The organism is Aeromonas ichthyocola, assembly GCF_046087985.1.
GTDB classification, from domain to species: domain Bacteria; phylum Pseudomonadota; class Gammaproteobacteria; order Enterobacterales; family Aeromonadaceae; genus Aeromonas; species Aeromonas rivipollensis.
Window position 1 is genome coordinate 602,273 of record NZ_JBJSWH010000001.1, and the last position, 18,377, is coordinate 620,649.

General features: G+C 62.8%; 16 protein-coding genes and 3 pseudogenes. 10 read left to right on the forward strand and 9 right to left on the reverse strand.

Annotated features, from left to right (window positions below):
- Positions 1 to 213 precede the first annotated feature (213 nt).
- From ACF2JD_RS02745 to ACF2JD_RS02765, 5 genes and pseudogenes are all read left to right on the forward strand, one after another.
- Positions 214 to 2,041: pseudogene (locus ACF2JD_RS02745) on the forward strand (MOSC domain-containing protein).
- 210 nt (positions 2,042 to 2,251) lie between these two features.
- On the forward strand, positions 2,252 to 2,428 hold the full coding sequence (locus tag ACF2JD_RS02750) for a hypothetical protein (protein ID WP_440986701.1): 177 nt from the start codon (positions 2,252 to 2,254) through the stop codon (positions 2,426 to 2,428).
- Positions 2,429 to 2,552: 124 nt separating this feature from the next.
- Positions 2,553 to 2,930 (forward strand): hypothetical protein, encoded by a 378-nt coding sequence (locus tag ACF2JD_RS02755; RefSeq protein ID WP_440986702.1) that lies wholly within the window; start codon positions 2,553 to 2,555, stop codon positions 2,928 to 2,930.
- A complete protein-coding gene (locus ACF2JD_RS02760; RefSeq protein WP_440986703.1) occupies positions 2,891 to 3,457 on the forward strand; it encodes a hypothetical protein in 567 nt (188 codons plus the stop codon). The genes ACF2JD_RS02755 and ACF2JD_RS02760 overlap by 40 nt, the downstream gene beginning before the upstream one ends.
- Positions 3,454 to 3,576: pseudogene (locus tag ACF2JD_RS02765) on the forward strand (methyl-accepting chemotaxis protein); the annotation flags it as partial. The gene ACF2JD_RS02760 and the pseudogene ACF2JD_RS02765, both read left to right, overlap by 4 nt.
- Positions 3,577 to 3,840: 264 nt before the next feature.
- On the opposite strand, the gene htpX reads toward ACF2JD_RS02765, so the two are convergent.
- From htpX to bioB, 6 genes are all read right to left on the reverse strand, one after another.
- Positions 3,841 to 4,719, reverse strand: a complete 879-nt coding sequence (gene htpX / locus ACF2JD_RS02770; RefSeq protein WP_440986704.1) for a protease HtpX — start codon at positions 4,717 to 4,719, stop codon at positions 3,841 to 3,843.
- A gap of 113 nt (positions 4,720 to 4,832) precedes the next feature.
- The gene (gene bioD / locus ACF2JD_RS02775) at positions 4,833 to 5,273 is read right to left on the reverse strand and encodes an AAA family ATPase (protein WP_440986705.1); all 441 of its coding nucleotides are present in this window, start codon (positions 5,271 to 5,273) and stop codon (positions 4,833 to 4,835) included.
- Between the two features lie 33 nt (positions 5,274 to 5,306).
- Positions 5,307 to 5,513 carry a hypothetical protein gene (locus ACF2JD_RS02780; protein WP_440986706.1) on the reverse strand — a complete coding sequence of 69 codons (207 nt, stop codon included), beginning with the start codon at positions 5,511 to 5,513 and terminating at the stop codon, positions 5,307 to 5,309.
- Positions 5,514 to 5,723: 210 nt separating this feature from the next.
- Positions 5,724 to 6,389, reverse strand: coding sequence for a methyltransferase domain-containing protein (locus ACF2JD_RS02785; RefSeq protein WP_440986707.1), 666 nt, complete (start codon positions 6,387 to 6,389; stop codon positions 5,724 to 5,726).
- Positions 6,382 to 7,578, reverse strand: a complete 1,197-nt coding sequence (gene bioF / locus ACF2JD_RS02790) for an 8-amino-7-oxononanoate synthase (RefSeq protein ID WP_440986708.1) — start codon at positions 7,576 to 7,578, stop codon at positions 6,382 to 6,384. Before bioF ends, ACF2JD_RS02785 begins: the two co-directional genes overlap by 8 nt.
- Positions 7,575 to 8,663, reverse strand: coding sequence for a biotin synthase BioB (gene bioB, locus ACF2JD_RS02795; protein WP_139746279.1), 1,089 nt, complete (start codon positions 8,661 to 8,663; stop codon positions 7,575 to 7,577). The genes bioF and bioB overlap by 4 nt, the downstream gene beginning before the upstream one ends.
- 191 nt (positions 8,664 to 8,854) lie before the next feature.
- Here bioB and bioA point away from each other — a divergent pair, with 191 nt between their 5' ends.
- Both bioA and ACF2JD_RS02805 read left to right on the forward strand, forming a co-directional pair.
- Positions 8,855 to 10,129, forward strand: a complete 1,275-nt coding sequence (gene bioA / locus ACF2JD_RS02800) for an adenosylmethionine--8-amino-7-oxononanoate transaminase (protein WP_440986709.1) — start codon at positions 8,855 to 8,857, stop codon at positions 10,127 to 10,129.
- 135 nt (positions 10,130 to 10,264) lie between these two features.
- Positions 10,265 to 11,086: a HAMP domain-containing protein gene (locus ACF2JD_RS02805; RefSeq protein ID WP_025326317.1), complete on the forward strand. Its 822-nt coding sequence runs from the start codon at positions 10,265 to 10,267 to the stop codon at positions 11,084 to 11,086.
- Here ACF2JD_RS02805 and ACF2JD_RS02810 read toward each other — a convergent pair.
- A complete protein-coding gene (locus ACF2JD_RS02810; RefSeq protein WP_440986710.1) occupies positions 11,074 to 11,418 on the reverse strand; it encodes a hypothetical protein in 345 nt (114 codons plus the stop codon). The genes ACF2JD_RS02805 and ACF2JD_RS02810 overlap by 13 nt on opposite strands.
- A gap of 199 nt (positions 11,419 to 11,617) precedes the next feature.
- Here ACF2JD_RS02810 and asnS point away from each other — a divergent pair, with 199 nt between their 5' ends.
- The 3 genes from asnS (at position 11,618) to ACF2JD_RS02825 (ending at position 15,541) form a co-directional block, all read left to right on the forward strand.
- A complete protein-coding gene (gene asnS / locus ACF2JD_RS02815) occupies positions 11,618 to 13,018 on the forward strand; it encodes an asparagine--tRNA ligase (protein WP_163148604.1) in 1,401 nt (466 codons plus the stop codon).
- Positions 13,019 to 13,359: 341 nt separating this feature from the next.
- Complete coding sequence (locus ACF2JD_RS02820) at positions 13,360 to 14,703, forward strand: anaerobic C4-dicarboxylate transporter (protein WP_025326310.1); 1,344 nt, start codon at positions 13,360 to 13,362, stop codon at positions 14,701 to 14,703.
- A gap of 163 nt (positions 14,704 to 14,866) precedes the next feature.
- Positions 14,867 to 15,541, forward strand: coding sequence for a Dph6-related ATP pyrophosphatase (locus ACF2JD_RS02825; RefSeq protein WP_440986711.1), 675 nt, complete (start codon positions 14,867 to 14,869; stop codon positions 15,539 to 15,541).
- Between the two features lie 47 nt (positions 15,542 to 15,588).
- Here the strand turns inward: ACF2JD_RS02825 and ACF2JD_RS02830 are convergent, their stop codons facing one another.
- Positions 15,589 to 16,728 carry a M20 family metallopeptidase gene (locus ACF2JD_RS02830; RefSeq protein ID WP_440986712.1) on the reverse strand — a complete coding sequence of 380 codons (1,140 nt, stop codon included), beginning with the start codon at positions 16,726 to 16,728 and terminating at the stop codon, positions 15,589 to 15,591.
- 82 nt (positions 16,729 to 16,810) lie between these two features.
- Positions 16,811 to 18,188, reverse strand: a pseudogene (dcuC, locus tag ACF2JD_RS02835) (C4-dicarboxylate transporter DcuC).
- Positions 18,189 to 18,377 lie beyond the last annotated feature (189 nt).

The following is an 18,377-nucleotide window of genomic DNA, read 5'->3' on the forward strand; positions in this document are numbered from 1 at the left end:
TCGCTGTAGAGATGGGTTTTGCGCCGCTCGCCGACTCATACCAGTGGACTGTGCCATCCACCACCCCCTCCTCCGACAAGCGAAAGGCACGCTTCCAGGGCAGAAAACGCTCACCCCCTCACTCTTGAATGCCTCGCTCACCACTGGAATTCGCCACAGCACAAGGACCCGTGGGTCACATGCCCAAGCCCGTGGCAAAAAAGGCTCGCCAGCATTCATCTGCCCTCTTACCCCATCAAGGTCGACGGCAGGCATGCCGCACAAGGATATGAAGATGCCCAGGCTAGACGCCCTCTACCGAAGAGGGGCTGACCGAAGAGGGACTGGCAGGGGATCGCCGCTACATGGTGGTCAAACCGGACGGCACCTTTATCACAGCCCGTACCCATCCCCAACTGCAGCAGATCGTGGCCACCCCCATCGAAGGCGGCTTGCAACTGCGCTATCCGGGCTTTGAACCGCTCACTCTTGCAAGAGGTCGACTTCAGCCGCGCCCCGCGGGCCACCGGAGTCTGGAGCGACCGTTTCACCGCCCTGCAGACCGCCCAAAGCCGATGGGTGGCTGAGCCGGGTGGCAGGGGAAACGGTGCAGCTGCTCTGGTTGGGTGAAACCTCTGACCGCTTTCGCGAGAAGACCGGCACCCGGGTCAGCTTTGCCGACGGTTATCCGCTGCTGCTGATAAGCCAGGCCTCCCTTGAGGATCTCAACCTGCGCTCCGATGCGCTGCACCAGATGAGCCAGTTTAGGACCAACCTGGTGGCGAGCGGCACCCGCCCCTTCGAGGAGGATGGCTGGAAGCGGATCCGCATCGGCGAGGTGGAGTTTCTGGTGGCCAAGCCCTGCAGCCGCTGCATCATGACCACTGTGGAGGCGGGCACGGATCGCTTCAACGCCCTGAAAGAGCCCCTGGCCACCCTCACCCGCTACCGCCGTGGCGAGGATGGGGATGTCTATTTCGGCCAGAATCTGGTGGCGCTGAATGATGGCTGGATTGAGGCGGGCAGCGAGATCGAGGTGCTGGAGAGCGCCCGCCCCCATGTCTACCCCAATGCGGCGCCGAAGAAGCGGGAGCTGGTCTGCGTGGCCCGTGAGCCGCTGGCGCGGGATCTGGAGACCTTCTGGTTCGAGGCCGCCGACGGCGAGCCCCTGCCCGACTATCTGCCGGGCCAGCACCTGCCCATCAGCCTCGACATCAAGGGGGAAAGGCAACAGCGCCGCTATACCCTGAGCTCCACCCCGGAGAGGCCCGAGCGTTACAGCATCAGCGTCAAGAAGCTGGCCGATGGCCGTATCTCCCCCTGGCTGCACCAGCAGTTGCAGGTGGGTGACCGGCTGCTGGCCGCCACCCCTGCTGGCGAGTTTCACTTAGGCACCGAGCGCAACCTGCTGCTGCTCTCGGCAGGCTCCGGCGTCACCCCCATGCTGGCGATAGCCCGCACCCTGCGCTACGCGGGGAGCTGGAAGATGTTCACTTTATGCACCTGTGCCGCAGCGAAGCGGACATTCCCGCCGCCAGCGAACTGCACGCCATGGCGCAGCAGGGGATGGCCCTCACCCTGATCCTGAGCCAGCCGGATAATCACTGGCAGGGGCTGCAAGGGCGACTCAATGATGAGCATCTGCAACTGATCAAAGGGCTGGCCGAAAAAGAGGTCTTTATCTGTGGCCCCCACGGCTTTATGGCCGATGCGGCGGCGAAAGTGGCAGCCCTCGGCGTTCCAGCCGCACGGATCCGTCAGGAGAGCTTGGCGGCGCCATCTCTCGGTGGCTCGCCCCCATCAGGCGGTGCAACTGCGTATCGGCGCCAGAGCCTTTACCGGCAACAATCAGGGCACTGTGCTGGATCAGGCCAACAAGCAAGGTGTAGAGCTGCCATGGAGCTGCCGCGCCGGCATCTGCGGCAGTTGCAAACAGACGCTGGTCTCGGGCGAGGTGGATCACCCCGATGCCCCCGCCATCACCGCCGCCGAGCGGGCAGAGGGCAAGATCCTCACCTGCTGCGCCGTGCCGCTCACCGACCTTGTCATCCAAATAAGGTGAGTCCGCATTAACTCACCCACCCAGATGACCGGGGAATTGACCCCGGTCATCTTTTTCTCACCTTGTTTCACCTGACCCGCCCTTAATTTGTCCTCCGGCCTTCATCAGTGAGTTTCCCCTTCCTATACTCTCAGAGCAAAAAGCCTTGCCAGCCATTGACTTGGCGATGCTCCATACGACACTCATCCATAGGGAAAGGACGCCCATACCATGGAACAGAACAAGCCCGCCTTTCAGCTCAACCTGCTGCTATCCGTCATCACCCTGATCCTGCTGTCACTGGTGTTTTTCGCCTACAGCTGGGCGGGTAAACAACTGGAAGAGAGTTATCGACAACAATATCCTACCTGCTGGCCGATGAACTGCGCCAATCCTCCGATGATCTGACCCGACTCGGCCGCACCTATGTCATCACCAAGGATCCGGCCTACGAGCAGCAGTACATGCGGATCCTGGCCATTCGCAACGGCGAACAGCCAGACCGGATGGCTACAACCGTATCTACTGGGACTTGTCGCCGCCAACGGCCAGAACCCGCCCCGACAGCAATGTTCGCCGTGGCCTCATCGACCTGATGAAGGATGCCGGTTTCACCGACGAGGAGCTCGCCAAGCTCAACGAGGCCAAAAACAACTCGGATGCCCTGGTCAACACCGAGGTCGCCGCCTTCAAGCTGGTGCAGCAGAGCGATGGCGATCCGGCCGCCAACCAGCAAAAAGCCATCGCCATGATGCATGACAAGGCCTATCACCAGAACAAGGGGCGCATCATGTCCCCCATCGATGACTTCTACGTGATGATGGAAGCACCGCAACCCAGAGGCGGTCGAGAGCGCCAGCCAATACCGCCATGCTGCGCTATCTCTTCATCGCCCTCGGCCTGGTGTTGATGTTCTTCCTCTGGCGCACCTATCGCTCCCTGCTCGACCTGGTCGGCACCTCGGTCGAACAGCTCAAGACCGATCTCCATCCTGGCGGAAGGGGACTTCTCGCGCCCCATCAAGGTGCCGGCAGGCTCCAAAGAGAGCCTGATCGGCCTGCTCGGCGGCATGCAAACCACCCTCAAGGGGATCATCGCCAAGGTCTCCCACTCCACCGAAGAGCTGTCCCGAGCTCTGCCGACAGCATCGCCCAAATTGCCGAGCAGACCGCCCAGTTTGCCACCTATCAGCAGAGCACCCAGACCATGGCCGCCGCCATCGAGGAGCTGGTAGTGAGCATCAGCCACCTCTCCGACAACGCCACCCATGCCGACGAGCTGAGCAAGGTCTCCGCCAATACCCTGGAGGAGGGTTCCGGGGTCATTAAAGAGACCCTGGACAGCATCCAGAATATCTCCACCACTGTGGGGGATGCAGCCAGCACCATCTCCGAGCTCAACGGTCATACCCAGCAGATTTCGGAGATCATCGGGTGATCCGCGGTATCGCCGATCAGACCAACCTGCTGGCTCTCAACGCCGCCATCGAGGCGGCGCGGGCCGGTGAGCAGGGTCGCGGCTTTGCGGTGGTGGCCGACGAGGTGCGCAATCTGGCCAGCCATCACCCAGCAAATCACCGGGATGATCAGCAAGATCCAGAGCGGGGCGGATGCCTCGAGCATCCGCAGCATGGAGAACACGGTCAACAACGGCTGGCCCTGAGGCAGCCATCACGCCTCCAACCTCACCGGTGATTCACCCCTCACCCCACACCCTCTCGACCGCCGCCAACGAGGTGGTCTCCACCGTCGCAACATCACCTCCCTCTGGCAATCAGCTGTCACGGGTGCTGCGCCAAAGGAGATGGGGCACTTCAAGCTTTAAAAAACCTGACGCAGGGCGGCGATGCGCTGCTCTATGGGCGGGTGGCTCATGAACAGCTCGCTCATGGAGCGCTTGCCGTTGATGCCGAAGGCCATCATGGCCCCTTCCATCTGCGGCTCGGCACCGCGGGAGAGGCGCTGCAGCGCGGCTATCATCTTGTCGCGACCGGCCAGCTTGGCGGCACCGGCGTCGGCGCGAAACTCACGCTGACGGCTGAACCACATGACGATCATGGAGGCCAGCACGCCAAACAGCATCTCCAGCACGAAGACGGTGATCATGTAGGCAAAGCCACCGGAGCTGCTGCTCTCTTCGCTGTTGTTGGAGCTGAAGAAGTTGCTGATGACGCCGGCCACTATGCGGGCGAAGAACATCACGAAGGTGTTCACCACCCCCTGGATCAGGGTCAGGGTCACCATGTCGCCGTTGGCCACGTGGCTCACCTCGTGGGCCAGCACGGCTTCCGCCTCGTCACGGCTCATGCTGTAGAGCAGGCCGGAGGAGACGGCGACGAGGGAGTCGTCACGACGGGCACCTGTGGCGAAGGCGTTCATCTCGGGAGAGTCGTAGATCCCCACTTCCGGCATCTTGATGCCAGCCTCACGGGCCTGACGGGCAACTGTGCTCACCAGCCAGTGTTCTGTCTCGTTGCGGGGCTGCTCGATGACCTGGACGCCATAGCTGCGCTTGGCCATCCATTTGGACATCAGCAAGGAGATAAAGGAACCCCCAAAACCGAACACGGCACAGAACACCAACAGACCGGAAATGCTGGACTTGTTGATCCCCAGAACCGAGAACAGGATATTGAGTACCACCCCCAGCACCAGCATGACGGCCAGGTTGGTCACCAGGAATAGCATAATTCGCTTCATATTGACTCCTTGTGAGATATAGATGCATGGTTCGGGCCAGTTCACAATCGACCTGATACCACACCTGCTCCCGATCATAGACAGATTCGATGAATGTTTGCTGAATGTCGGGTTCAGAGCAGGGGCGAGATATCGAGACGCCCGCGCAGATCGGCCTCAAGCGGATTGTTTATAAACGGAATTTCACCCAGAAAGGGGGCGGCAGCAAGCCCCTCAAGGTGTCCAGATTTTCCTGATAATGGCTCATGGAACCACAGCCGATTGATGACCCAGCCCGCCACCGGCAGCCCCTGATCATTGCGAATGGCGGCAAAGGTGAGCAGCGCATGGTTGAGGCAACCCAGCTTGGCCCCCACCACCATGATCACCGGCATGTTCTCCTGCTTGACCCAGTCCGACAGCAGATGCTTGCGATCCAGCGGCAGAAACCAGCCCCCCGCCCCCTCCACTACCACCAGTTCGGCACCGGCCTGCTCAATCTGGCGCAGCCCGTCTCGACAACCCCTGCATGGTGATAGGCTGGCGCGCCTCGCTGGCGGCGATATGGGGCGCAATCGGCGGCTCATAAGGCGAACGGATTGACCACCTCATAGGGCAGCGGCAGGCTCGCCGCCTCCTTGCAACAAACGGCATCCAGGTTGCGCAGCCCGTCCGGGGTGCGGGCACAGCCGGCGGAGACCGGCTTGTAGCCGGCGCAGCGCTGATGCCCTGTGCGCTGAATTCAGCAGCAGGGTGCGGGCGACCAGCGTCTTGCCCACATCGGTATCGGTGCCGGTGATAAAGAATGATTTCATACGGTTCTCTCCTTGGCAGGGAGTGGCACACGCGCCCTGCACACATTGCGATTCCCGGCGCTCAGAGAGGCTTGCTGAGCTGGCCGAGGCACACCCGATAACTGGCGACCAGCCTGACCATCGGGCTGGCGAAACGCCTCATAGGCCTGAGCCAGCTGCTGCAATCTGGCGCGACCGCTCAGACCGGCCGGGGCGGCACTCCCCTGATTGTCATTGACCTGATTGGCCCCGATCCCCTTGAGATCGCGCAACAAGCTGCGGCAATTCAAGATAGGCGAGATCCCAGGTGATACAACGCAGCTCGGGAGCAGATACCCCGGCGCTCGCCAGCGCCTGCTCCAATTGTGGCAGGCTGAGGAAGCGATTGACATGGGCGCGACCATCAAGCTGCTGCCAGGCGGCTCGCAACTGCCAGAGCGACTCATCGAGCAGGGTCGAGAAAAAGATCTGGCCGCCCGGTTTGACCACCCGCAGCAGCTCGCCGAAAGCCTGGGCCGGACGCTCGCACCACTGCAGCGCCAGACTGGAGAAAATCCAGTCGAACGCGTTATCGGCGAAAGGAAGCTGCTCCGCATCGCCGCAGAGCAGGCGGGCGCCGCTGCCACGCAAGGCGGCCTGCGCCAGCATGCCGGGGGCAGATCCAGCCCCACCAGCTGGTGACAACGGTTCGCCAGTTGGGCAGAAAAAGCCGGTGCCGCAGCCCAGATCCAGCCCGCTCACCGTCAGATCAGTGCCAACCGGCCTGCTCGGCATCCATTCCAGCAGCGCCTGACCCACCTCCTGCTGAAAGCGGGCATGGGCATCGTAATGACGAGCGGCGGCGCCGAAACGGCGGGCAAGCTGCGCCTTGTCGACCGTTTGAAAACGCTCATGCATGGTAAGCCCCCTCGGCAGCAGCACCTGGCGGGCAAGGGCCCAAGGCGTCGAGCAGGCTGTCCACATCCTCTTCTCGGTGCGCGGCACTCAGGGTGATGCGAAGGCGCGCCGTGCCGACCGGCACAGTGGGCGGGCGAATGGCGCTGACCCAGACGCCGCTATCCCGCAGCCGCTGGGCCAGTTGCAGGGCAGCGGCGCTCTCCCCCACCAGCAGGGGCTGGATCGGGGTCTCGCTTGCACCGAGCCGCCAGCCCAACGCCTGTGCTCCTTGCCTGAAACGGGCGATCAGCTGGCCAAGATGAGCGCGGGCATCATCAGCAGCGCGTACCAATTCGATACTCTTGCTGACCGCACAGGCCTGGGCGGCTGGCATATGGGTGCTGTAGACATAGTGGCGGGCAAAGTTGACCAGGTACTCCACCAGCTCGCGACTGCCCCCCACGAAGGCACCGGCGACCCCGAGCGCCTTGCCAAAGGTTCCCATCTGGATGTGCACGCTGGCAGGATCAACCCCTTGCGCCGCCAGGGTGCCGCGCCCTTGTGGCCCCAGCACGCCGAGGCCGTGGGCATCGTCGATCATCAGCCAGTTACCGCTTTGGGCTGCGAGGGTTGCGAGCTCGCGCCAGGGGCCCTGATCCCCGTCCATGCTGAAGACCCCTTCCGAGACGATCAAGCCACGGTTTGGTTCGAGTTGACGCGCGAGCGCGGTCATGTCGTTGTGGCCGAAGCGCTTCATCTTGCAGGGGAGCTGGCTGCCCATCTCCTGCAGGGAGGCGTGGTTGAGCCTGTCCTGCCAAAGCAGATGTTCCTTGCCGAGCAGGGCCTTAAGCACCGCCTGATTGGCGGAAAAACCGCAGTTGAACAGCAGCACCGCCTCCACCCCCAACCAGTCGGCAAGCGTCTCTTCCAACTTTTGGTGAGCACGGCTGTAACCGGTTACCAGGGGCGAGGCGCCGGCGCCCGCACCATGGCGGTCGATCCCCGCTTTGAAGGCGGCCTTGATGGCGGGATGATCGGCCAGCCCCAGGTAGTCGTTGGCAGAGAGGTTGAGGTAGTCGCGCCCATCGACCACCAGCCTGGCGCCAGTGGAGCCATCGGTGGCGATGCGGCGGCGCAGCAGGGCCGCCTGCTCGCGCCCGGCCAGGGCCTCCCCCAGCGCAAAGGGGCCTGTGACAACAGAGGAAGTCATGAACGAACGGCACCTGCGCGGGGGCGGGTGGCATCGTAGAAGATCTCGGTCGGCTCGCTCTGGCGGCTCACCTCGGCCAGCAGCTCCTCTTCTTGAACCTGATCCGGCTTCTGGGCGCGCTGGGCGGGGCGGATGCCGAGCCGCTTGAAGAGCTGCATGTCGCTGTTCTCGTCGGGGTTGGGGGTGGTCAAGAGCTTGCAGCCATAAAAAATTGAATTTGCACCCGCCATAAAGCACATGGCCTGCATCTGCTCGTTCATCTTCTCCCGCCCGGCGGAGAGGCGCACATGGGAGGCCGGCATCATGATGCGCGCCACCGCTATGGTGCGGATAAATTCGAACGGATCCAGGTTCTCCTCGTTTTCCAGGGGCGTCCCCTTCACCTTGACCAGCATGTTGATGGGCACGCTCTCCGGGTGGCGCGGCAGATTGGCCAGCGCCATCAAGAGGCCAGCCCTATCCTTGGCCTGCTCCCCCATGCCGACGATGCCACCTGAGCACACCTTCATGCCGGCGCCGCGCACGTGCTCCAGGGTATCCAGCCTGTCCTGATAGGTGCGGGTGGTGATGATGTCACCGTAGAACTCCGGCGAGGTATCGAGGTTGTGGTTGTAGTAGTCAAGGCCGGCGGCGCCGAGGCGGGCGGCCTGATCCGCGGTCAGCATCCCCAGCGTCATGCAGGTCTCCATCCCCAGCCCGCGCACCTCCTCGACCATGCGGAGGATATAGGGCATGTCCCTCTCCTTCGGGTTGCGCCAGGCGGCCCCCATGCAGAAGCGCGACGAGCCATTGGCCTTGGCCTCGCGGGCCCGCTCCAGCACTTTTTCCACCTCCATCAGCCGCTCGGTTTCGAGCCCGGTGTGGTAGCGGGCGCTCTGGGGGCAATATTTGCAATCCTCCGGGCAGGCGCCGGTCTTGATGGAGAGCAAGGTGCTCACCTGCACCTCGTTCGGGTCGAAATGGGCGCGGTGTACCGTCTGGGCCTGGAACAGCAGATCGTTGAATGGCAGGGCAAACAGGGCCTGAACCTCGGCGAGGGTCCAGTCGTGACGAAGGGCGTGACCGCCCAGGGTGAGAGCATTCATACATGGCTTCCAGTTGTTATAAGTGGGATCCTGCGCCGCCATCCTGGGATGAAGGACCGCAAAAGCCGCCACAGGCCGACCTCCTCGTTGTGAGGCCTGGCGCCAAGTGGCTGAAATTGTTGGCTAGTGTAGAGAGCGCGCGTAGACTGTCAACACCGACCAGATCAAACCAATTGACAACAGAACACAAAATGACCAATCAAGAATTCGACCTGCACCATATCTGGCACCCCTATACCTCCCTCACCCATCCCCTGCCCTGCTATGAAGTGGCCAGCGCCAAGGGGGTGACCCTCACCCTCAGCGACGGCCGTGAACTGGTGGATGGCATGAGCTCCTGGTGGGCCTGCGTCCACGGCTATCAGGTGCCGGAGCTGGACGCCGCCGCCACTGCCCAGCTCGGCAAGATGTCCCACGTGATGTTTGGCGGTCTGACCCATGCCCCTGCGGTAGAGCTGTGCCGCAAGCTGGTGGAGATCACACCAAAAGGGCTGGACAGGGTGTTTCTGGCGGATTCGGGGTCGGTGGCGGTGGAGGTGGCACTCAAGATGGCCCAGCAGTACTGGCACGCCAAGGGGACGCCAAGGGCCAAATTTGTCTCCCTGCGGGGCGGCTATCACGGCGACACCTTCGGCGCCATGAGCGTCTGTGACCCGGATGGCGGCATGCACGAGCTCTACAAGGGCTTCCTGCCGGAGCACCATTTCGTGGCCGCCCCGAGCTGTCGCTTCCACGCCCAGTGGGACGAGAGCTGCGTGGTGGAGCTGGCGGAGCTGGTTGCCGATCGCCACGAAGAGATAGCCGCCATAGTGCTGGAGCCCATAGTCCAGGGAGCGGGCGGCATGCGCTTCTATCATCCCCGCTACCTGCAGTGGGTGCGCGCCCTGTGCGACGAGTTCGGCCTGCTCTTGATTGCCGACGAGATCGCCACCGGTTTTGGCCGCACCGGCCAGCTGTTTGCCTGCGACTGGGCGGGGATCAGCCCCGACATCATGTGCTTGGGCAAGGCGCTCACCGGCGGCTACCTGACGCTGTCGGCCACCCTCACCACGGAGCAGGTCGCCCGCACCATCTGTGACGGCAAGGCTGGGGTCTTTATGCACGGCCCCACCTTTATGGGCAATCCACTGGCCTGCGCGGTGGCCAACGCCTCCATCGATCTGCTGCTGGCCTCCCCGTGGCAGGAACGGGTACAGGCCATCGAGCATCAGCTGCGCACCGAGCTGGTGCAGCTGACCCTCAACCCGGCGGTGGCCGACGTGCGGGTACTCGGCGCCATCGGCGTGGTAGAGATGAAGGAGCGAGTGGACGTGGCGCGCATCCAGCGCAAGTTCGTGTCGCTTGGAGCCTGGATCCGCCCGTTCGGCAAGCTCATCTACCTGATGCCCCCCTTCGTCATCAGCCCCGAGGAGCTGCGGGTATTGACCCGCGCCATCCATGAGGCCATCGCCAGCGGCGAATTCTGAGTCTGGATGAATAGGCCCTGCATGAGAATGCAGGGTCTTTTGGCTCTTTTTCATCAGAATGTGAGCGAGACACCAGAACCCGGCTGGCGAGGGGAGTAGACTGCGCGGGTTTTACCCAACAGATGTACCTTTCCCATGCGCCTCTCCATCACTGCCAAGATCAATTTCTTCCTGCTCTTCATCTTCTCCATGGTATTGGTGTTTTCCGCGGCCTATCAGGCGGTGCGCGAGCGCGACCTCATCCTGACCCTCATCAAGGAGCAGAGCCGCGAGCAGACCGAGGCCTATTTCGACGGCCTCAACATGCTGATGCTGACCGGCAAGATGGAGGCCCGCGACACCCTGCGCGCCAAGTTCCTCGATCATGCCCACGTGGAAGATGCCCGCATAGTGCGCGGAGCGGCGATCAACAAGCAGTACGGGGCGGGTCGCGAGACCGAGGCCCCCAAGGACAGATTCGATGCCCTGGCCCTGGCGGGCAAGGGGAGCCTGGAGGTGGTGCACGACGGCACCCACAGCAAGCTGGTGGTGACCCGCCCCCTGCTGGCCAAGACGGATTTTCGCGGCACCGACTGCACCAGCTGTCACCAGGTGCCGGAGAATACGGTGCTGGGGGCGGTGCGCTTTGACTACTCCCTCGATACCCTCTTTACCCGGGTCGAGCAGAACATCCTCACTTCGGCACTTATTCTCACCGGTATCTTCGGGCTGGGGCTGCTGCTCACCCTCTGGGTCATCCGCACCTGGATAGTCCGCCCCCTCAACCAGCTGACCCGCTCCATGGAAGAGGCCACCGACCTGCATGACTTCGGTCACCGACTGGAGGGGGATGAAGGGGACGAGATAGGCCGGGTGGCACTCGCCTACAACCAGATGCTCGACAGCGTGGAGCGCCAGCTCGGCAAGCGCCCCGCCCCCTCGTCACAGGACGACAAGCCGGCGGATCACGCCAGGTAATAGAACAGCAGGCTGGCGATCAGGATCAACAGCAGGATGAAGAGGTTGACGTGCAGCGCATCCTCTTGCCGTCGGCTGCGTCGGCGCTCCAGCGCCAAGACCCCCAGGGTCAGCAGGCAGCCCCCCCAGAGCCCATGCACCAACCAGGGGGTCAAGGCAGGATCCCAATAGTCGCGCACCTTGACCCCGCCATAGACCAGAAAGCCGTAGGCAATATCGGGGCGGGCATGGTGATAGAGGCCGAGCAGGGCGATGAAGCCGCCCCAGCAGAGGATCACCAGCCCCTGGAGTACCCGTATCCAGCCATCCGCCCCCCGCCTGCGTTCCTTCACTCTCACCCCCTGCCCAACCGACCGGATCCATGCAAGATTCATGGGGAAAACCCCGCAAGGGTCCGACATTTTTGCTTGTTTATCAAACCCGCGCGGGTAAGATTAACGGCTTAGTCTGCCATGGTGGGCCACTCACGCCCGGGCCAGACCCCTAGTGTTGCAAATAGCGCTGCAAGAACAAGCTGGAGACAATATTTCGATGACGCACGCATCCGTAGTAGATGTGCTGACCGGTAAGTATGCGGTTGGCACCACCCAGACAGTGAAAGGGTGGATCCGGACCCGCCGCGATTCCAAGGCGGGGATCTCATTTTTGGCCATATCCGATGGCTCCTGTTTCCATCCGGTACAGGCCGTCGTTCCCAATACCCTGGCCAATTACGAGAATGAAGTGCTGCGTCTGACCACCGCCTGCTCAGTGGAAGTGACCGGTGTGGTCGTGGCTTCCCAGGGCAGCGGCCAGGCCTTCGAGCTGCAAGCCTCCGACGTCAAGGTAGTAGGCTGGGTCGAAGACCCGGACACCTACCCCATGTCTGCCAAGCGCCACAGTATCGAATACCTGCGCGAGCAGGGTCACCTGCGTGCCCGTACCAACGTGGTCGGCGCCGTGACCCGGGTGCGCAACTGCCTGGCCCAGGCCATTCACCGCTTCTTCCACGAAGAAGGCTATCTGTGGATTGCCGCCCCCCTCATCACCGCCTCCGACACCGAAGGCGCCGGCGAGATGTTCCGCGTCTCCACCCTGGACATGGAAAACCTGCCGCGCACCCCTGAAGGCAAGGTGGATTACGACAAGGACTTCTTCGGCAAGGAGACCTTCCTGACCGTCTCCGGTCAGCTCAACGTCGAGACCTATGCCTGCGCCCTGTCCAAGGTCTACACCTTCGGCCCGACCTTCCGCGCCGAAAACTCCAACACCAGCCGCCATCTGGCCGAGTTCTGGATGGTGGAGCCGGAAATCGCCTTCGCGGACCTGGAAGACAACGCAGCCCTGGCCGAAGCCATGCTCAAATACGTCTTCAATGCCGTGCTGACCGAGCGCCGTGACGATCTGGAGTTCTTCACCCAGCACATCGACAAGGACGCCATCGACCGTCTGGAGCGTTTCGTCGCCTCCGACTTCGCCCAGATTGACTACACCGACGCCATCGAGGTGCTGAAGAACTGCGGCAAGAGCTTCGAGTTCCCTGTCTCCTGGGGAATCGATCTCTCCTCCGAGCACGAGCGCTACCTGGCCGAGGAGCACTTCAAGTCTCCTGTGGTGGTGAAGAACTACCCGAAAGACATCAAGGCCTTCTACATGCGCCTCAACGACGACGGCAAAACCGTCGCCGCCATGGACGTGCTGGCCCCGGGGATCGGCGAGATCATCGGTGGCTCCCAACGTGAGGAGCGTCTCGAGGTGCTGGATGCCCGTCTGGCCGAAATGGGCCTGAACAAGGAAGATTACTGGTGGTATCGCGACCTGCGTCGCTACGGCACAGTGCCGCACTCAGGTTTCGGCCTGGGCTTCGAGCGTCTGGTGGTCTATGTGACCGGCATGGGGAACGTGCGCGACGTCATCCCCTTCCCGCGTACCCCTCGCACCGCCGAGTTCTAAGACGCGCCGAGCCAGACTCGCACCGTGCAAAAGCCGACCCTTGGGTCGGCTTTTTATTTCCTGCTCTCCCGGCTGTGGCCCCCCGCCTCTCATCCTGATCCTCGAATAAATCCCACCACCTTCTTCCCCTGCCTGCCACCCTCCCGATCGCCCCTGTTCAAGGGCATATCCATAGTTTTTATGCACTTAAATCGGAAAAGAGTCTGTTATTGAACCACCTCAATTTTTTACCCCTTTAGGGGTGCCAGAATACCCACCAACCCTTTAGGGGCAAATAACGACAGATGCTCCCGGGCCCCAGGGCCGATGCGGACATGGATTCAATCACACGAGGTAATGGAATGATCTTGATGGAATTTTTGGTGGTGCTCGGCTGCTTGCTGCTGGGTACCCGCTTTGGGGGCATGGGACTGGGTCTCATCAGTGGCATAGGTCTGTTCCTGCTGACCTTCGTGTTCGGCCTGGTGCCGGGCGAACCGCCGGTGCAGGTGATGCTGACCATACTGGCGGTGATCGGCTGCGCCGCCACCCTGCAGACCGCCGGTGGCCTCAACCTGATGATGCAGGTGGCCGAGCGTCTGCTGCGCCGTCACCCCCAGTACATCACCATACTGGCGCCCCTCACCACCTGGACCCTCACCTTCCTGTGCGGTACCGGCCACGTGGTCTACACCATGTTCCCCATCATCGCCGACATAGCGCTGCAGAAGAACATCCGTCCCGAGCGCCCCATGGCCGTGGCATCTGTTGCCTCCCAGATGGCGATCTGCGCCTCCCCAGTCTCCGTTGCCGTGGTCTCCATGGTCTCCATTCTGGCGGCCGGTCACGGCATAGGTCAGGCTTACGGCCTGCTCGACATCCTGATGATCGCCATCCCCTCCTCCCTGACCGGTGTGGTCATGGCGGCCCTGTGGAGCCTGCGCCGCGGCAAGGATCTGGACAAGGATGAGGAGTTCCAGGCCAAGATCCAGGATCCGGAGCAGCGCGCCTTCGTCTATGGCGGCGGTGAAACCCTGCTCAACACCAAGTTCCCGAAAGAGGCCTACTGGTCTACCTGGATCTTCTTCGCCGCCATCGCCGCCGTGGTATTGCTCGGTGCCAACGAAGGTCTGCGTCCGGTGTTCACCATCAAGGACAAGACAGGCCCCCTCTCCATGAACCTGGTGATCCAGATGATGATGCTGATCGCCGGCGCCATCATTTTGATGCGCTGCAAGGTCAAGCCGGGCGATATCTCCAACGGCGCCGTCTTCAAGGCAGGCATGGTCGCCATCTTCTCCGTGTTCGGGGTTGCCTGGATGAGCGAGACCTTCTTCCAGGCCCACATGCCGCTGCTCAAAGAGACCCTGGCCCACGTGGTACAGGCCCAGCCCTGGACCTATGCCCTGGTGCTCTTCCTCATCTCCAAGCTGGTGAACAGCCAGGCCGCCGCCCTGACCGCCATCGCCCCCATGGGTCTGGCACTGGGCGTTGAGCCGAAACTGCTGATCGCCTTCCTGCCGGCGAGCTACGGCTACTTCGTGCTGCCGACCTACCCGAGCGACCTGGCCTGTATCGGTTTCGACCGCTCCGGCACCACCCGCATCGGCAAGTTCATCATCAACCACAGCTTCATCATTCCGGGGCTGATCGGGGTCAGCAGCTCCTGCGCCCTGGGCTATGTGCTGACCACCATTCTGCTCTAATCGCAGTCGCGTTTAGCACGCCATTGCCAGACAGGCCCCCGCTTTGGGGGCCTGCTCTTTTTTCCCCTCGGTCAATTCCTGTCACGATTTCCCGCTGCGGCTTTACCTGCGCCCCCGCCGCTAGGTAGCATGTGATCCCTCTTTCACCACAGGAATCTCCCCCATGTCTCGCGTCATCCTGCTCTGGAGCGGTGGCAAAGATGCCATGCTGGCCCTCTGCCATGCCCGCGATGCGGGTCATCAGGTGGTGGCCCTGGCCACCTTTGCACCGCTAAAGCCTCGCTTTCTCGCTCACCCCTTGCCACTGGTGCGCCGTCAGGCGGCGGCCCTGGGTCTGCCCCATCTACTGGTCACCATAGAAGCACCGTTCGAGCAGGGCTATGAGACGGCGCTGAGCCGCTTGCAGCAGGAGTGGGCCCTCGATGGGGTGGTGACCGGCGATATCGACAGCGTGGGGGGCGCGCCAAACTGGATCCGCGAGCGTTGCCAGCCGCTGGGGCTCACCGTCCACACCCCGCTCTGGCAGCAATCTCGCCAAGCCTTGCTGGCGGATATGCTGGCACGCGGCATAGTCGCCCACCTCTCCTGCGTCGATACCCGGATACTGGCCCCCGAGTGGACTGGACGCACCCTCGATGCCGCCACCCTCTGCGAGCTACAACAACTGGCCGAGCGCGAGGGATTCGATGCCTGCGGCGAGCAGGGGGAGTACCACAGCATGGTGACTGACGGCCCGGGCTTTGCCGCCTCGCTGCGCCTCGATGGCTGGCAGCTGGCGCGCCAGGATCATCTGGCCTATCTGGCCCAGGACGAGCCTGTGCCCACCGAGCAACCATAAAAAACGGGAGGCGATGGCCTCCCGTTTTGCTTGCCGTGCACACCGACCTATTTCGCCAGCTTGCCCAGCACCCGCTGCAACAGGCGGATGCGCGGCTCAATGCTACCCAGCAGCAAGAACTCGGCCTCCGAGTGGAAACCGCCCCCCATGGGACCCAAGCCATCCAGGGACGGCACGCCAGCGGCGGCGGTGAAGTTGGCATCAGATCCGCCCCCCGCCTCCAGCCAGTTGAAGGAGATCCCCTCGTCTGCCGCGGCCCCCTCCACCAGCGCCATCAACGCCTCGGTGTCGCCACTCGGGCGCATCGCCGGCTTGAAGCTCTGGCGATCCACCTCGACCCGGCAACCCCGCAGGAAGGGGTTGTTGGCCATAAAGCCGAGCCGCTCGTGCACGGCGGCAGCCTCGTCATTGCTCCAGAAGCGCAGGTCGACTATGGCCTCGGCGAAGTCCGGCACCACGTTGACGCCGGTGCCGCCCTGTACCACACCCACGTTCATGGTGGTGCCCGTCTCCATGTTAACCTGCTCGTTGATGGCCAGCACCCAATGGGCGAGCTCTGTAATGGCGGAGACCCCCTCCGCCAGGGCAGAGCCCGCGTGGGAGGCCTTGCCGTGGAAGCGGATGCGGTACTTGGCATTGCCCTTGCGGGCGCTGATGAGATCCCCGTTGGGGCGGGCCGCCTCGGCCACCAGCACGCAGCCGCTCTGTTTGGCCTTGGCTACCAGCCAATCCCTGGACCAGGGGGAGCCAATCTCCTCGTCGCAGTTGCAGCAGACCAGCACCTTGAGTTTGGCCAGCAGCGCCGGGTCCATCCCCTTCAGGGCATACCAGGTGGAGAGCAGGCCGCTCTTCATGTCCGACACACCGGGGCCGAAGGCCTGATTGCCTTCGACTTTCAGCGGGCGTTTGGCCGCCGTCCCCTCGGGGAAGACGGTATCCATGTGACCCACCAGCATGACGTCATAGTGATCCGCCCCCGGGGCATTGGTTGCCTCGAGGCAGGGACCGCACTCGGGGGCAAACTGGTGGCGCACCACCTGCCAGCCGATGGCCTCATATTTTTCGGTCAGGATGTCGGCCACCCGAGCCACCCCGGCCGGGGTGCGGGTGCCGCAATCCAGGTTGATGAGGGGGGCCAGCTCCGCCAGATAGGCGTCCAGGGAAAAAGCGTTGCGAGGATCTGTCATCATCGTCTCCAAAGGGCAAAAGGTCGGGCCTCGCCCTTGCGCAGAGTGAATGGAGCGGGCAGCCTGGCCGCCCGCCCCGCCATTACATAAACAGCAGATAGTTGAGCGCCAGCGCCGTCACCAGGGCGCCGGCCATGGGCACGCAGGTGCGCTTGACCACCACGAAGGGGGAGACCTTGGCGATCCCCGCGCAGGCGATCAGCACTGCCGCTATGGGGGAGACGGTGCGGCCTATGCTGGAGGCGAGCTGCATCGGCAGCAGCATGGTCACCGCCGGCACCCCGAACTTGGCCGCCACCGCTGGCGCCAGGGTGGAGAAGCTCAGGAAGGCCGCGTTACCGGAGCCCATGATGACGGCCGCCACCATGATGAGTCCCACCATCACCAGGGTCATCAGGCCGCTGCCGATCCCGGCATTGCTGGCAGAGTGCAGCAGGGTATCGATGGCGCCTATGGCCTTGAGGGATTCGGCAAACAGCTCGGCACAGACGATGAGCGCCACTACCGGGCCAAACACCTTGCCCATGCCGTCGAGGAAGCTGGAGAGCCCGGCCATGGCGGTGCGCACCGAGCGTGTGCGCAGCAGCTCGCACAGCATGCCGATAAAGACCGACAGCAGCATGGCCACCTCCACGCTGACGCTGATGCTGGTCACCAGCAGCTTGGAGAAGGTCATCATCAGCACGAAGGGGATGATGGGCAGCAGGGCATACCAGGTCGGCGCCAGCACCTCCTCCTTCCCCTGCTCGTCCAGCTCGGCCGGATCGCCTCTGTGCAGGGCGGGATCCCAGCCATCCAGGCGATCGCAGTGACGCTGCCAGAAGAAGTGCAGCACCATGGTCACCAGCAGCATGGGGGCCACCAGCCAGATCTGGTAGTCGACGAAGTAGCTGGTCGGATCCATGCCGGACTGGCCGGCGGAGAAGATGGCGTTGGTCTGGGTCGGGCCAATCTCGAACGCCTGGGAGGTGGCGATGACGCCACAGGCCGACGCCGGGCTGATGCCGAGGTTGCGCATCACGGGGTACATGGTGACCATCAGCAAAGAGGCCGAGGCCGGTGGCGGAAGTGACAAACAGCGACACGAAGACCGCCACCAGATAGCAGATGGAGAGCATCAGGTAGCTGGACTGGATGCCCGCCACCGGCTTGACCGCCACCCGCACCAGGGACTGGGAGGCGCCTATGTGGGACATGTAGGTGGCAAAGCCTGCCACCGCCATTATGGTGAGGCCAAGCCCCGCCGCCCGGTAGGAGAAGATCCCCTTGAACACCTCGAACAGGTCGAACAGGGCGAACCCCGTGCTCTTGTCGGCAGGCAGTATGGGGTGCAACCCCAGCCAGTAGGCCACCGCGAAGATGGCCATGCCTGCCAGCGCCAGCACCGCCTGCGGGTTGTAATCCTTGACGATGCCGTAGACCACGGCCATCAGCACGAGCAAGACGAATAAGAGTTCCAAAGTGCGCTCCTGATAAGATTATCGAGGATCGAAATCTAGTGGCGAGCCCCTCCTTTCCCCTTGATCCCTATCAATAAAAGTGGCTTGAATGACAAAAAGCAGCATTAAATTTTGATATATCAAATAAAATTGGTACATCAATCCAGTGCCGACGCACTAGAATGCCCTGCATCAGCTCCTGACCAACAA